18 protein-coding genes and 1 pseudogene are annotated in these 14,009 nt (G+C 59.0%); 10 read left to right on the top strand and 9 right to left on the bottom strand.

The genetic code is table 11. The features are described from left to right. The first annotated feature begins 17 nt into the window (after nucleotides 1-17). The gene (locus tag VY732_RS30000; RefSeq protein WP_442968575.1) at nucleotides 18-377 is read left to right on the top strand and encodes a DUF6896 domain-containing protein; all 360 of its coding nucleotides are present in this window, start codon (nucleotides 18-20) and stop codon (nucleotides 375-377) included. A 125-nt stretch (nucleotides 378-502) separates the two neighbouring features. Here VY732_RS30000 and VY732_RS18720 read toward each other — a convergent pair. The 3 genes and pseudogenes from VY732_RS18720 to VY732_RS18730 form a co-directional block, all read right to left on the bottom strand. Continuing rightward, a pseudogene (locus VY732_RS18720) lies at nucleotides 503-1,504 on the bottom strand (chitinase); the annotation flags it as partial. A 43-nt stretch (nucleotides 1,505-1,547) separates the two neighbouring features. Next, entirely contained in the window at nucleotides 1,548-2,183 is a 636-nt protein-coding gene (locus tag VY732_RS18725) for a lytic polysaccharide monooxygenase auxiliary activity family 9 protein (protein ID WP_331691457.1), read from the bottom strand. A gap of 221 nt (nucleotides 2,184-2,404) precedes the next feature. Next, a complete protein-coding gene (locus tag VY732_RS18730; RefSeq protein WP_137219239.1) occupies nucleotides 2,405-2,842 on the bottom strand; it encodes a hemerythrin domain-containing protein in 438 nt (145 codons plus the stop codon). Nucleotides 2,843-2,990: 148 nt separating this feature from the next. On the opposite strand from VY732_RS18730, the gene VY732_RS18735 reads away from it, so the two are divergent. After that, nucleotides 2,991-3,416, top strand: a complete 426-nt coding sequence (locus VY732_RS18735) for a GNAT family N-acetyltransferase (RefSeq protein ID WP_150775035.1) — start codon at nucleotides 2,991-2,993, stop codon at nucleotides 3,414-3,416. A gap of 119 nt (nucleotides 3,417-3,535) precedes the next feature. Here the strand turns inward: VY732_RS18735 and VY732_RS18740 are convergent, their stop codons facing one another. Further along, nucleotides 3,536-3,886 carry a hypothetical protein gene (locus tag VY732_RS18740; protein WP_123594197.1) on the bottom strand — a complete coding sequence of 117 codons (351 nt, stop codon included), beginning with the start codon at nucleotides 3,884-3,886 and terminating at the stop codon, nucleotides 3,536-3,538. A gap of 134 nt (nucleotides 3,887-4,020) precedes the next feature. Between VY732_RS18740 and VY732_RS18745 the strand changes: the two genes are divergently transcribed. The 8 genes from VY732_RS18745 to VY732_RS18780 all read left to right on the top strand — a co-directional run bounded on the left by VY732_RS18745 (nucleotide 4,021) and on the right by VY732_RS18780 (nucleotide 8,733). Continuing rightward, a complete protein-coding gene (locus VY732_RS18745) occupies nucleotides 4,021-4,350 on the top strand; it encodes a DUF6388 family protein (RefSeq protein ID WP_236431526.1) in 330 nt (109 codons plus the stop codon). A gap of 25 nt (nucleotides 4,351-4,375) precedes the next feature. Further along, complete coding sequence (locus tag VY732_RS18750; RefSeq protein ID WP_331691458.1) at nucleotides 4,376-5,080, top strand: YoaK family protein; 705 nt, start codon at nucleotides 4,376-4,378, stop codon at nucleotides 5,078-5,080. A gap of 186 nt (nucleotides 5,081-5,266) precedes the next feature. Then, on the top strand, nucleotides 5,267-5,659 hold the full coding sequence (tusD, locus tag VY732_RS18755) for a sulfurtransferase complex subunit TusD (RefSeq protein WP_077573604.1): 393 nt from the start codon (nucleotides 5,267-5,269) through the stop codon (nucleotides 5,657-5,659). Nucleotide 5,660: 1 nt separating this feature from the next. Continuing rightward, a complete protein-coding gene (tusC, locus tag VY732_RS18760; RefSeq protein WP_331691459.1) occupies nucleotides 5,661-6,017 on the top strand; it encodes a sulfurtransferase complex subunit TusC in 357 nt (118 codons plus the stop codon). Then, nucleotides 6,017-6,310: a sulfurtransferase complex subunit TusB gene (gene tusB / locus VY732_RS18765; RefSeq protein WP_331691460.1), complete on the top strand. Its 294-nt coding sequence runs from the start codon at nucleotides 6,017-6,019 to the stop codon at nucleotides 6,308-6,310. The genes tusC and tusB overlap by 1 nt, the downstream gene beginning before the upstream one ends. Next, nucleotides 6,307-6,642, top strand: coding sequence for a TusE/DsrC/DsvC family sulfur relay protein (locus VY732_RS18770; protein WP_095118237.1), 336 nt, complete (start codon nucleotides 6,307-6,309; stop codon nucleotides 6,640-6,642). Before tusB ends, VY732_RS18770 begins: the two co-directional genes overlap by 4 nt. Further along, nucleotides 6,639-7,640, top strand: coding sequence for a glycosyl transferase family protein (locus VY732_RS18775; RefSeq protein WP_331691461.1), 1,002 nt, complete (start codon nucleotides 6,639-6,641; stop codon nucleotides 7,638-7,640). The genes VY732_RS18770 and VY732_RS18775 overlap by 4 nt, the downstream gene beginning before the upstream one ends. A 91-nt stretch (nucleotides 7,641-7,731) precedes the next feature. Continuing rightward, nucleotides 7,732-8,733, top strand: a complete 1,002-nt coding sequence (locus tag VY732_RS18780) for a glutathione S-transferase family protein (RefSeq protein ID WP_331691462.1) — start codon at nucleotides 7,732-7,734, stop codon at nucleotides 8,731-8,733. Nucleotides 8,734-8,849: 116 nt separating this feature from the next. Here VY732_RS18780 and cysG read toward each other — a convergent pair whose 3' ends face one another. The 5 genes from cysG to lolA all read right to left on the bottom strand — a co-directional run bounded on the left by cysG (nucleotide 8,850) and on the right by lolA (nucleotide 13,997). Next, on the bottom strand, nucleotides 8,850-10,244 hold the full coding sequence (cysG, locus tag VY732_RS18785; protein ID WP_038369690.1) for a siroheme synthase CysG: 1,395 nt from the start codon (nucleotides 10,242-10,244) through the stop codon (nucleotides 8,850-8,852). Further along, a complete protein-coding gene (gene serS, locus VY732_RS18790; RefSeq protein ID WP_007908080.1) occupies nucleotides 10,245-11,525 on the bottom strand; it encodes a serine--tRNA ligase in 1,281 nt (426 codons plus the stop codon). It abuts the gene before it with no gap. 15 nt (nucleotides 11,526-11,540) lie between these two features. Further along, a complete protein-coding gene (gene crcB, locus VY732_RS18795) occupies nucleotides 11,541-11,915 on the bottom strand; it encodes a fluoride efflux transporter CrcB (RefSeq protein ID WP_053121588.1) in 375 nt (124 codons plus the stop codon). Beyond that, nucleotides 11,915-13,237, bottom strand: a complete 1,323-nt coding sequence (locus VY732_RS18800) for a replication-associated recombination protein A (RefSeq protein ID WP_134176562.1) — start codon at nucleotides 13,235-13,237, stop codon at nucleotides 11,915-11,917. The genes crcB and VY732_RS18800 overlap by 1 nt, the downstream gene beginning before the upstream one ends. A gap of 139 nt (nucleotides 13,238-13,376) precedes the next feature. Next, entirely contained in the window at nucleotides 13,377-13,997 is a 621-nt protein-coding gene (lolA, locus tag VY732_RS18805) for an outer membrane lipoprotein chaperone LolA (protein WP_077573591.1), read from the bottom strand. Between the last annotated feature and the right edge of the window lie 12 nt (nucleotides 13,998-14,009).

A 14,009-nucleotide genomic window follows, 5' to 3' on the forward strand; every position in this document is an offset into this window, starting at 1 on the left:
TCCTTTCAAAAGTTGAAATTGGAACAGAATTACTACAAAAAAAATTTGGCACTCGGAATATTTTAAGACTCTGGCGGAGCAAGCAAATCGAACGCTGCGGTGAAATAACTGATGAAATTCAATATGAGCTGCACGGCGTAGGGTGCGCCATTCATTTCCCATCAGAATCAGTGGACTTCGATTACGGCTCGAACAGCAGAATCGACGGCTTTGACGTATGGCGCCTTTACATTTACGCTTCGGACAGGCCGCTTATATATGAAAAATACTGCGACAAGAAAACACTCGAAAAAGAATTCAAAGAGCTTATCTATTTAAACAGAATCGAAAAAATGTCGATCAATGACACTCTTTACGTCCTAGTAAAAACCAAATAAAAATATACCCGCACGCATTCCAAACCAATAAAAAGCCCGGCAGCGCTACCGGGCTTCTTTATTTGCAACTAACGAGCGATGTGCGAAAGCTTGTCATCGACATCCGACTCGGTGGAACTCACTCCATGAAGCAACGGCCCATAACGCCGGCTGAATTCCCAGTTGTACGGCACGCCATCCTTGCTGGTGCCGTTGTCCCAATTCACCGACCAGGTCATCAAACCCTTGATCGGCAGCCCCTTGATCGCCAGACGCTTAAGGACATTCCCGAGCACGGTTTTGTCGATCACATAACCGGTGGCAGCTGCATCGTTGTTGGCCGGCAGGCCGATGACGAACTTGTCCGCCGGGATCCGCGTGAAGCCACGCGTGCCGGTCACCAGACTTTCGGTCAGGTAGTAAAGGAAATCCTCCTTCAGCGCATCGTTGTTCTGCGCAATCCACGCACCCGCGCCATTGTTGGCTTCCGGCACCCAGACCCCGTCACCGCCCTGATTGTAGAACTGGGGGGCGATAAAGTCGTAGTAGCCTTCCAGTGCCTGCAGGTAGCTCACGTATTTACCGGTGCTGGTCAGGTACGGAAACTCCGGGGCCATGCTGATGATGAAGTGCTTGCCTTGGCCTGCGTAGTGATCCTTGACCAGTTTCAATGCCGCTGGCAGAACCGTCTTGTTGGCAGCGAAATCAATCGCGCTCTGTTCAAGATCGATGTCCAGTCCGTCGAAGCCGTAGGTTTCCACCAGACGGATGATTTCATTGGCCAGCGGTTGTTCCTGACCGCTGCGCAACTCGATATGCGCGTCGGCGCCACCGAGTGAAATCAGCACGGCCCGACCCTGGCTGTTGAGCACACCGACCTGGCGGCGGAACTCGGCATCGGAAACGTTGAACGGCTTGAAGGTCGGAATCCCGCTGCCCTTCATGAAAGCGACCGCGACGACGTTGTATTCCTTGGGCACCTCCTCCAGCGAGAGGCTGGCAAAGCGGCCCTGGCGATAACCGTCGCTCGGGCCCGCCGGCCAGTTGTGCCAGAAGCCCATGAGGATCTTTTTACCGGCAATGCTCGGCATCAGCGAGGCGGCATCGCTCGCCGCGTTTTGCACTAAAGAGAAATCGATTTTTGACATGTTCTAATCCTTCAGAACGTGTGGGTTTGGCGACGCAGCGCCGTTATTTGAAGTCGACGTCGAAAGCCTGATAGAAAGCGTTGCCGGTATTGGCGACGATCCACATCAGCACGATCACGTGATGGCCCGTCTTGTTGGTCGGTAGTTTCACCGCGTGATTGACCTTGGCCTTCAATTCATTCGGGTAGCTGTAATAAGGCACCTGAGTGTAGAAGTCCTCGAAGAACGGTTGGGCTTCCAGTTGCGCGCGAGTGATGCGTTGTTTCGGGTCCCAGCCATCCTTGGTGATCAGCCAGCGGTAACCACGGGTGGTGTGCGGCGCGGTGTATTCCCATTTGATTTCGAGGGTTTGCCCCGGGGTGACATTGAGCAGCGGCCAGGTGAACGGACGAGCGAGCTTTTTGCTCATTTCGTCATTGGTGAAGTTCACGCAATCGCGGGCATCGCTCTTGCCACCGCTGAGAATGTAGCCGTCGGCCGGTGGCGTGACACTGTCCGAGTCGCTCTGGTAAGGCGCCGGGAACGGCCCCGCTGCCAGCGCCGGGAAATTCTTCCCGCCTTCCATTTCATTAACCTGCCAAGCGCCGAGCAATCCTTGCTCGATCGCTACCGCACCGCGGCTTGCAGGGGAAATGATACGGCCGTGTCGCAGTTGGGTTTGTGCTTGTGGTTGATTCATGTTTTTCACTCCGTTGATTTAAGAACTCTCCTTTCCGAGGAGAGGCCTTCAAGCTAACGGAGACGGATTTTTTGTCCATCGGCGGTTTTGTCGCAGTCAGCAGCCTAGAACCGTAAAAACACCGCAAATACTGGATGGATATACAGCCTTTTGCGACAACGCCCACCTGAGATGACGACAAAAGATTACACGCCAATGCTGCAAACACTGCCATTCAGTACTCACGGCAGCTGTGCGTTGAACTCCTTTTCGTACTGCCCGGCGAGTTGTTCTTTCTGTTTTTCGCTGAGCAATTTGCCAGCCATCTGGAAGAACTTCTGTTCTTCTTCCTTCAGGTGATGGTGAACTTTGTCAGAGAGCTTTTTGGCAGTGGCCAGCCAGGCTGGGCTGGACATTTCGGTCTCGTCGAGTTCTTCCATCATCTCGTCCATTTCATGGTGTTCGGAAATGGCGTGGCGGCTGAGATCGACACCGTTGTCGTATTCCATCAACGGAATGTAGAAATGACGTTCTTCGGCCGTTTCGTGGGCCTGCAATTCGGCTTTCAACAACTTGTAAGCCTCAACCCGCTCCGGGGTGTCACCGCTGGTTTCGATCAGGCTTTTGGCGTAAGTACGCTGGCGGTCGTGGCTTTCGCGAAGGGCTTCGAAAATATTCATGGGGGATCCTCATCAATCGCGTGCTGGAGTGACGCTGTAAAGGCTAGACCCCGACGCGAGAGCGGCAGTTCCAACGGGTTGCGGCAGGGCTTGGAAGACAGGTGCCGGGCAGGATAGGCTGCGGGTTCAAACTACAAGGAAGTCACGCATGAATTTGCGCATCGAGCTGTCGCAACATTCCACAGAAGAAGAACGCCAGGCCATTTTGGCGCCCCTGCATGCCTATAACGTGGCCAAGGCCGGGATCGCGGTATCAGAGCCGCTCACCCTGCTGGTGCGCGATGATCACGACAAGATTCTGGGCGGACTTTATGGCCGACTGGTCTGTCAGTGGTTGTTCATCGATTTGCTGTCAGTGCCTGAAGCAGGCCGGGGCCAGGGAATTGGCTCGAAGCTGATGCACATGGCCGAAGAGCTCGCGCGGGAGAAAGGCTGCATCGGCGCATGGCTCGACACGTTCGACTTTCAGGCGCCGGAGTTCTACAAGAAGTTGGGGTATAGCCAGTTTGGGGAAATCGTCGATTATCCGCCGGGGCACAAACGGCATTTTTTCCAGAAGCGACTTGCAGGTTGAATGTACTGACCCCTTCGCGAGCAGGCTCGCTCCCACACTGGATTAATGACCGACAAAGAATCGATGTGGGAGCGAGCTTGCTCGCGAAGGCGGCTTGAACCTCAGCGCGACCATTGGCCCTACAGACAGGTCGCCAAAGCCGCCAACCGGCGCTTGGCGACAAAGTCATCTTTCTGCGCGTAGTAATTCAGCGTCGTGCCCGATGCCTCGGTAATCACGTCGACAAACGACTCCGCCGAACGGGTATACACCGTCGTCCCGCCCGACTTGCGCGGTTCCAGATACGCCGCCGCGTCCACGCCGAATACCGCCTCGTCCTGCCAGCCGAACTGCACACACTGGGCGACGACTTTCTCGGCTTTGTCCGAAGTCAGTACTTTATAGGGGGCTTTGGTGCGAGCATCGTCCATCACCGAGCCTGCGCAACCGGCCAGCAGCGTCACCGCCAGCGCTACCATCAGAATTCGCATTGCATTCGCTCATTCAGAAAAAAGCGGACTGTATCACCGCAGCAGCAGAAATCGTTCTGCTTTACTGCATTTATAGCGCGACACGCGCGGGCCGCTGCGGCAACCTAAGCTCATCAGCCTCACAAGGAAACCCCATGGCGCCTACCGACCAGCGACATGAACATGCCCTGAAAATATTTCTCGACGCGCGCCCCGAACTGCGCGAAACCCTCGACCACCTCAACCCGTTACTGGCCCAGGCCAAAGGCGAAACTCAAGCACAGTATCGCGAAGAGCGCCTGCATGAAGCGTTTGAGGCCGAAGCGGAGAGTCTCGGACTGTTCGCCTGGGAGCTGACCTTGCAACTGACCGCTGACTCGCCTGAGGAATACCAGGCGCAGCGCCTGGAAGTACATCGTGAAGTCGCGGAAATGGCCGGGATGGATTGGCTGGAGTATTGCGATCTGTATGGCATAGAACCGTAACCGCCGCGAAAGGACACCGCCACTCATGCTGCCATCCGCCTCGACTCACCGCGCCAGCCCCGGCCACCTGCACACACAAAAGTGGCGCGGGCGGATTGGTCTGGCGCTGGTGGCCAGCCTTTCGGTGCTGGCCGGAATGACCGACGCCATTGGCTTTATGGCCAGCGGCGATTTCGTCTCGTTCATGAGCGGCAACACCACCCGACTCGCCGTGGCGATCAGCGATGGCGAAGTCGGGCTGACCGTGCGTTTGTTGATCCTCGTCGCAACATTTATTGTCGGCAATGCCTTGGGGGTCGTCGTCGCACGTTTCGGCGGCCGCCGAGCGCTGCCGCTGCTGTTGTGTATCGCCACCCTGCTGTGCGCGGCAGCGGTCTGGCCATTCGACACCCAACTGCCGGCGCTGATGGCGGCGATCATTGCGATGGGCATGCTCAACGCGGCGGTCGAAGAAGTGAATGGCTTACCGGTCGGGCTGACTTACGTGACTGGCGCGTTGTCGCGGTTCGGCCGTGGATTGGGTCGCTGGATGCTTGGCGAACGGCGCAGTGGCTGGCGGGTGCAACTGGTGCCTTGGAGCGGAATGTTTATCGGCGCGATTCTGGGGGCAGTGCTGGAACATCATTTGGGACTGAAGGCGATGTTTGTCAGCGGGTTGCTGGCCGCGATGATCGGGCTGCTCTCGCTGAAAATCCCGCGGCGCTGGCAACTGGGCTATATGCCGCGCTAACCGAGGACAACAAAAATCTCTGTAGGAGCGAGCCGGCTCCGGGCGGCGTTCCGACGAAGGCGCCGGCACATTCTTCATCTTCACCAACTGACAGACCGCTATCGCGAGCAGGCGAAGGCCTACAAGGTTTCGCGGCGGCTTCGATAAAGCTTTATCATGGCCGCAGTTTTGCTGATCGAGTCCGTCATGAAGTTCGCCATCGCGCTGTTTTCCGCCGCCCATGCGCCCTCCTCGCGCCGCGCCCTGCTGTTTGCGCAGGCCGCGCTGGCCGGCGGGCATGAGATTGTCCGGCTGTTTTTCTATCAGGACGGCGTTTATAACGCTTCCGATGCGGTGGTCACGCCGCAGGACGAACTGGACCTGCCCAAACAATGGCGCGCCTTCATTACCGAGCAAAAGCTGGACGGCGTGGTGTGCATCGCCGCCGCCCTGCGCCGTGGTGCGCTAAATGCTGAAGAAGCCAAGCGCTACCAGCGTGAAGCGATTTCGGTCAGCGCGCCGTGGGAATTGTCCGGCCTCGGTCAGTTGCATGATGCGGTGCAAGACGCTGACCGCTTGATCTGCTTCGGAGGTGCGTGAGATGGCCAAATCCCTGTTGATCATCAGCCGTCAATCGCCGTGGTCCGGCCCGGCGGCTCGCGAAGCGCTGGACATTGTGCTGGCCGGCGGCGCGTTCGATCTGCCGATCGGTTTGCTGTTTCTCGATGACGGCGTGTTGCAACTGGCCGCTGGGCAGAACGCCAAGGCGCTGCAACAGAAAGACCTCAGCGCCAACCTGCAGGCGCTGCCAATGTTTGGTATCGAAGAGTTGTTCTACTGCGCAGAGAGCGCCATCACTCGTGGTCTCGGCAATCTGTCGCTAGACGAAGCGCAGCCGCTCGCTACCGAGCAAATCACCGCCCTTATTGACCGTTACGACCAGGTGATCACCCTCTGATGTCGACTTTGCATGTGTTGTCTCATTCCCCGTTTGGCGACGATCGCCTGACCAGTTGCCTGCGCCTGATCGGCAGCGCTGATGCATTGCTGCTCTCCGGCGATGCGGTGTATGCGTTGCAACCAGGCACCGCGCCGTTCAGTGCACTGGAACAACGCCAAATCAAATTATTCGTCCTTGCCGAAGATGCACAGGCTCGCGCCATTGATGTCCCGGACTGGGCTGAGGCCATTGATTACCCGGCCTTCGTCGAGCTGTCGATCCATCACGACAAGGTCAACAGCTGGCTATGAATTCCATGACCGTCGGCGCCCGCGCCATCGAACTGGACAAGGACGGTTTTCTTGTCGACCTCAGCGACTGGTCCGCCGACGTTGCCAGCGCCCTCGCTGCCGCCGAAGAGATCGAGTTGACCGCCGAACACTGGGAAGTCCTCGAACTGCTGCGCAGCTTCTACGAAGAATTCCAGCTGTCCCCGGCCACCCGGCCGCTGATCAAGTACACCGCGTTGAAACTCGGCCCGGACAAAGGCAACAGCCTGCACCTGAACCGACTGTTCAAAGGCACCCCCGCCAAACTCGCCGCGAAACTGGCGGGCCTGCCCAAACCGACGAATTGCTTATGACCGACTTTCCAGCACTGACCCTCGAAACACCTGCCGAACATCCGTTCGCCCAATTCGTGCGCATCCTCGGCAAGGGTAAACGCGGCGCCCGCGACCTGACCCGCGAAGAAGCCCGGGAAGCCATGGGCATGGTCCTTGACGACAAGGTCGAGGACACCCAGCTCGGTGCATTCCTGATGTTGCTGCGGCATAAGGAAGAAAGCGCCGAGGAAATGGCTGGCTTCACCGAAGCCCTGCGCGAGCGCTTGCAGGCCCCCAAGCTGAACGTCGATCTCGACTGGCCGACCTATGCCGGCAAGAAGCGCCATCTGCCGTGGTATCTGCTGGCAGCCAAGTGTCTGGCAGAGAACGGCGTGCGCATTTTCATGCACGGCGGCGGCGCACACACGGCCGGGCGGATGTACAGCGAGCAACTGCTCGGCGAGTTGAACATTCCGTTGTGCCGCACCTGGCAACAGGTCGGCACGGCACTGGACAACGGCGGCCTGGCGTTCATGCCGCTGGTGGACTGGGCGCCGCAATTGCAGAACATGATCGATTTGCGCAACACCCTCGGCCTGCGTTCGCCGATTCATTCGCTGGCACGGATTCTCAATCCATTGGGCGCGCGTTGTGGGCTGCAGAGCATTTTCCATCCTGGCTATCAGGCAGTGCATCGCGATGCCAGCGGTTTGCTCGGCGACACGGCGATTGTGGTCAAGGGTGATGGCGGCGAAATCGAGATCAACCCGGATGCCGACAGTCACCTCTACGGCACCACAGGTGGCGAGAGCTGGGACGAGGAATGGCCGCAATTGTCGGCGCAACGCCACGTCAAACCGGCAACCCTGGACGTTGAACATCTGAAAGCCGTCTGGCGCGGAGATGTCGTCGACAGTTACCCGCAAATGGCCCTGATTGCGACCATGGCCTTGGCCTTACGCGGCCTCGGTCAAAACCGTGAGCAAGCCTTCGCAACCGCCGAGCACTACTGGGCCGCGCGGGACAAATCGATTTAACCGATCATTCGCGCCTGATCTTTGCGCTTTTTGTTCGAACTCATCGGAATAGACTCGACTCCAACGATTATTGGTTTACGGAGTCTTGATCATGGGTTTACTCGTCGATGGCCACTGGCAGGACAAGTGGTACGAAAGCAGCAAGGACGGCGCGTTTCAGCGCGAACAGGCCAAGCGCCGCAACTGGGTGACCGCTAACGGCGAACCCGGTCCCAGCGGCGAAGGCGGTTTTGCCGCTGAAGCCGGACGCTATCACCTCTACGTTTCCCTCGCCTGTCCATGGGCGCATCGCACACTGATCCTGCGCAAGCTCAAAGGTCTGGAAAGTCTGATCGACGTTTCGGTGGTCAGTTGGCTGATGCTGGAGAACGGCTGGACCTTCGACAAAGCACTCGGCTCGACGGGTGATAAGCTCGATGGTTTTGAATTCATGCACCAGCGCTATACCGCCGACACTGCCGATTACACCGGCCGCGTCACCGTGCCGGTGCTGTGGGACAAGAAGCTCAAGCGCATCGTCAGCAATGAATCGGCGGAGATCATCCGCATGTTCAACAGCGCGTTTGATGATCTGACCGGCAATGATCTGGATTTCTACCCGGCGCCATTACGCGGCGAGATTGATGCGCTGAACGAGCGAATCTACCCGGCCGTGAACAACGGCGTGTACCGCGCAGGCTTCGCGACTTCGCAACAGGCTTATGAAGAAGCGTTCGATGAGGTGTTTGCCGAACTGGATCATCTGGAGCGAGTGTTGGGTGCCAATCGCTACTTATCGGGTGAGTACCTGACGGAAGCGGACATCCGTTTGTTCACCACGATGATTCGTTTTGACGCGGTGTACCACGGGCACTTCAAGTGCAACCTGCGGCAGATTGCCGATTACCCGAATCTGTCGAACTGGCTGCGTGAGGTGTATCAGCTGCCGGGGATTGCCGAGACGGTGGATTTCCAGCACATCAAGAATCACTACTACGGCAGTCACAAGACGATTAACCCGACGGGTGTTGTGCCGAAGGGGCCGGAGCAGGATTTCAACGAGGCCCATGATCGGGCGCGGTTGAGCGGCAAAGGGGTTTGGCGCCGGGGTTGATTGATTCGGTGTTTTTGAGGGCCTCTTCGCGAGCAGGCTCGCTCCCACAGGGGACTTGTGTACGACACAGATCCAATGTGGGAGCGAGCCTGCTCGCGAATGAGGCGACTCGGTTTTCAGACCTGCGCCTGAGCCCCTTCGAACCACGCCAGTTTCTCGCGCAGTTGCACCACTTCACCGACGATCACCAGTGTCGGCGCATGCACTTCATGCTCCGCCACCAGTCGCGGCAAATCAGCCAGCGTGCCGGTAAAGACGCGCTGATTGACCGTGGTGCCCTGCTGAATCAACGCCGCCGGGGTATCCGCTGAACGACCATGTTTGATCAGTTGTTCGCAGATAACCGGCAACCCGACCAGGCCCATGTAAAACACCAGCGTCTGCGCCGGGGCGACGAGGTCGACCCATGGCAGATCAGTGGAACCGTCCTTCAAATGGCCGGTGACAAAGCGCACCGACTGCGCGTAATCACGATGGGTCAGCGGAATCCCGGCATACGCCGCGCAACCGCTGGCCGCTGTAATGCCCGGCACCACCTGAAACGGAATGCCGTGGGCCGCCAGTTCTTCGATCTCTTCGCCACCACGGCCGAAGATAAACGGATCACCACCCTTCAACCGCACGACACGTTTGCCGGCCTTGGCCAGATCGACCAGTTGCTGGTTGATCTGATCCTGCGGCACGGCGTGATCAGCACGACGCTTGCCAACGTAGACCCGCTCGGCATCACGACGACACAGTTCAAGAATCGCAGGTGCAACCAAACGGTCGTAGAGCACCACATCCGCTTGCTGCATCAGGCGCAAGGCCTTGAAGGTCAGCAGATCCGGATCGCCCGGACCGGCGCCAACCAGATACACCTCGCCGGTGGTGACCATGGCTTCGCCATCGATCTTGGCTTGCAGCAGACGCTCGGCTTCAGCGCCCTGCCCGGCCAGCTGGCGATCAGCAATCGGCCCCTGAAACACGTCTTCCCAGAAACCACGACGCTGCTGCACATCCGGAAACAGGCTTTTCACCTGATTGCGGAAACGCGCAGCCAGACCGGCCAACTGACCGTAAGTCGACGGAATCCAGGTTTCGATCTTGGCGCGAATCAAACGCGCCAGCACCGGCGCATCGCCGCCGCTGGACACGGCTATGATCAACGGTGAGCGATCGACGATCGCCGGGAAGATCACGCTGCACAAGGCCGGCGCGTCGACCACGTTGACCGGGACGCAGCGCTTGTGAGCATCGGTGGAAACTTGTGCGTTCAGCGTCTCATCGTCGGTGGCGGCAATGATCAGCCCGCAACCGTCCAGATCCGCCTCAACGTAACCGCGCAACAGGCATTCACCGCCAGAGGCAGTAACCAGTTCACGCAGTTGCGTTTCGATTTCAGGTGCGACCACCCGCAGTAGCGCACCGGCATCGGCCAGCAGGCGGGATTTGCGCAAGGCAATTTCCCCCCCACCGACGACCAACACACGACTGCCGCGCAGGTTGTGAAACAGCGGCAGATATTTCATTTAGCCGATGACCTCAAGGCCACCCATGTACGGCTTGAGCACGTCCGGCACACGGATCGAACCGTCGGCCTGCTGGTAGTTTTCCAGCACGGCCACCAGCGTACGGCCAACCGCCAGACCGGAACCGTTCAAGGTGTGCACCAGCTCAGGCTTGCCGGTTTCCGGGTTACGGAAACGCGCTTGCATACGACGGGCCTGGAAGTCGCCGCAGTTCGAGCACGAGGAGATTTCGCGGTACTTGTCCTGGCTCGGAATCCACACTTCCAGATCGTAAGTCTTGACAGCGCTGAAGCCCATGTCGCCGGTGCACAGCGCCAGGGTGCGATAAGGCAGACCGAGCAGTTGCAGGACCTTTTCGGCGTTGGCGGTCAGGCCTTCCAGTGCTTCCATCGAGGTCGACGGCTCAACGATCTGGACCATTTCAACCTTGTCGAACTGGTGCTGACGAATCATGCCGCGGGTGTCACGACCCGACGCGCCGGCTTCACTGCGGAAGCACGGAGTATGGGCAACGAACTTGATCGGCAGCAGTTTCGAATCGACGATTTCACCGGCAACGATGTTGGTCAGCGACACTTCGGCAGTCGGGATCAGGTACAGATCGGCTTCGCCTTCGCGAGCGATCTTGAACAGGTCTTCTTCGAACTTCGGCAGTTGACCAGTGCCTTGCAGCGCCGGGGCCTGAACCAGATAAGGCGTGTATGCCTCTTCGTAGCCGTGCTCGTTGACGTGCAGGTTGATCATGAACTGTGCCAGTGCGCGATGCAGACGGGCGATCGGGCCACGCAACAGGGCGAAACGCGCGCCGGACAGTTTGGCGGCGGTTTCAAAGTCCAGCCAGCCGAACTTCTCGCCCAGCGCCACGTGGTCTTTCACTTCGAAATCGAATGCAGTCGGCGTGCCCCAGCGGCGCACTTCGACGTTGTCGTCTTCGTCTTTGCCGACCGGAACCGATTCGTGCGGCAGGTTGGGGATACCGAGCAGGATCGAGTCCAGTTCGGTCTGGATCGCGTCCAGTTCGACTTTACCGGCGCTCAGTTCGCCCGCCATGCGCTCGACGTCCGCCATCAACGGCGCGATGTCTTCGCCGCGCTGCTTGGCCTGACCGATGGATTTGGAACGCGCGTTACGCTCAGCCTGCAGTGCTTCGGTGCGGGTCTGGACGGTCTTGCGCTGTTCTTCCAGCGCTTCGATGCGCGCGGTATCCAGGGCAAAGCCACGGGAAGCCAGGCGGTCCGCTACGTCCTGGAGGTTGCTACGTAACAGTTTGGAATCGAGCATGTCGGTTTCTCGTTATCAAAGTTTGGTCAAAGACAGGCCAGCCCACGTCGCGAGCAGCCCGCCGAATACGCTGAGTGCCGCATAGCCCAGGGCCAGCGGCACTTGCCCGCTTTCCAGCAGGCGCACCGTATCCAGTGAAAAGGATGAAAAAGTCGTCAGCCCCCCAAGGAAGCCGACCATCAACCCGGCGCGCACCTCGATCGGCACCTCCGGGCGTATCAAAAACAGGCCGTACAACACGCCAATCAACAGACAGCCCACGATATTAACGGCCAGCGTCGCGGTATAGAAGTGCCGCGGCCAATTGGCGTTGATCCAATTGCCCGTAGCAAAGCGCAACAAAGTGCCGGCAACCCCGCCGGCGGAGACCGCAATGATCAATGGAAGCACTATTTTCTCCGCTGCCGAGGGCTTAAACGATCGAGTTGGGCGAGGTGGTTGAGTTTCTCGCCGATCTTCAACTCCAAGCCGCGCGGCACCGGTTGGTAGAACGGAATGGGATCGAGCTCTTCCGGGAAATAGTCTTCGCCAGCGGCATAAGCATCCGGCTCGTCGTGGGCGTAGCGGTATTCGTCACCGTAGCCCAATTGTTTCATCAGTTTGGTCGGCGCGTTGCGCAGGTGCAGCGGTACTTCCAGCGAGCCGTTTTCGGCGGCAGCGCGCAGGGCGGTTTTGAAGCCCATGTACACCGCGTTGCTTTTCGGCGCGCAGGCCAGATAAGTAATGGCCTGGGCCACGGCCAACTCGCCTTCCGGGCTGCCGAGACGTTCTTGCACCTCCCACGCCGCCAGGCACAGGCTGAGGGCGCGCGGATCGGCGTTGCCGATGTCTTCGCTGGCCATGCGCACCACGCGTCGGGCCAGGTACAGCGGATCGCAACCGCCGTCGATCATCCGCGCAAACCAGTACAGCGCGCCGTCGGGGTTGGAGCCGCGTACCGATTTGTGCAGCGCCGAGATCTGGTCGTAGAACGCTTCGCCACCTTTGTCGAAGCGCCGACGCGTGTCGCCGAGCAGGCTTTGCAGGAGTTCGGTACCGATCTCGCTGTTGTCGTCGGCCAGATCGGAGGCGTTTTCCAGCAGATTGAGCAGACGCCGGCCATCGCCATCGGCAGCCGACAGCAACATCTGGAAGCCTTCGTCGTTCAGCGTCAGGTTGCGCTTGCCCAGACCGCGCTCTTCGGTAAGCGCGCGGTGCACCAGTTTGCGCAGCGCCGCTTCGTCGAGGCTTTTCAGCACGTAGACGCGGGCGCGCGACAACAGAGCGTTGTTGAGCTCGAACGAAGGGTTTTCGGTGGTGGCGCCGATGAAGATCAGCGTGCCGTCTTCAACGTAAGGCAGGAACGCGTCCTGCTGGGATTTGTTGAAGCGGTGCACTTCATCGACGAACAAAATCGTGCGCTTGCCGTACTGGCCGGCCTGCTGCTTGGCGATTTCAACGGCCTGCCGGATCTCCTTGACCCCGGCGAGCACCGCCGAGACCGTTTCGAAGTGCGCATCGGAGACTTCGGCGAGCAATCGTGCAAGGGTGGTTTTGCCCACGCCCGGCGGGCCCCAGAAGATCATCGAATGCAGGGCACCCTGCTCCAGCGCCTCACGCAGAGGCTTGCCGCGAGCGAGCACGTGCTCCTGACCGACGTACTCATCCAGATTGGTCGCACGCAAACGCGCGGCCAGTGGCTGGGCAATCGGTGCACTGCGAAACAGATCCATCACGTAGCGTTGAAACCTCTATTTTGCCGATCATTGACCCTGTAGGAGTGAGCCTGCTCGCGATAGCGGTGGGTCAGACGATGAAGATGTGACTGACAAATCGAATCGCGAGCAGGCTCACTCCTACAAGGTTTTGGGTTTATTCCTGGATCACGTCGGCACCCTTGGGGATGTCGAACTTGAACTTGGACGGCGACACCGGCTCGTTGGCCTTGACCCCGGTAAACAGGATGTTGGTGCGCTGGCCGACGCTGTCGATCAGTTGCATATCGTTAAGCAGACCGTTGCGGAACGACAGACGCAGGTTGTCGAACAGGGTGTCCTTGGTCTTCGGCTTGAGGGTGAAGTCGATCACGCCGCCCGCCTCTTTCGCGCTGATGTCGAAGCTCTGGCTGATCTTCGACACATCACCGGACAGCAGCAGCGCCGGGGTCTGGGTCAGACGCTCGTCGAGTTTCTTGATCGTGGCCTGTTCCAGGTCCGGATCCCACAGGGTGACTTTCTTGCCATCGGAAACCATGGTCTGCTCGGCTGGCGCATTGGTGTGCCAGTAGAACAGACCCGGACGCTGCAAGGTCATGTCGCCGGTGGTTTCCTGCAACTGCGTGCCGCCGCCGTCGAGGGTCAGCTGCGAGAAGTTCGCGCTCAGGGTTTTCGATGTTTCCAGCAATTGGGTCAGACGCGCCACGTCCTTGTCATCGGCGTGGGCCGTGAGAGTGGTCAGCGCCAGTACTGGCAGCAGCATGCGGATAAGACGCATGGGAGTCCTCTT

Source organism: Pseudomonas sp. ZY71 (genome assembly GCF_036542145.1).
Classification (GTDB): Bacteria; Pseudomonadota; Gammaproteobacteria; order Pseudomonadales; family Pseudomonadaceae; genus Aquipseudomonas; species Aquipseudomonas koreensis_A.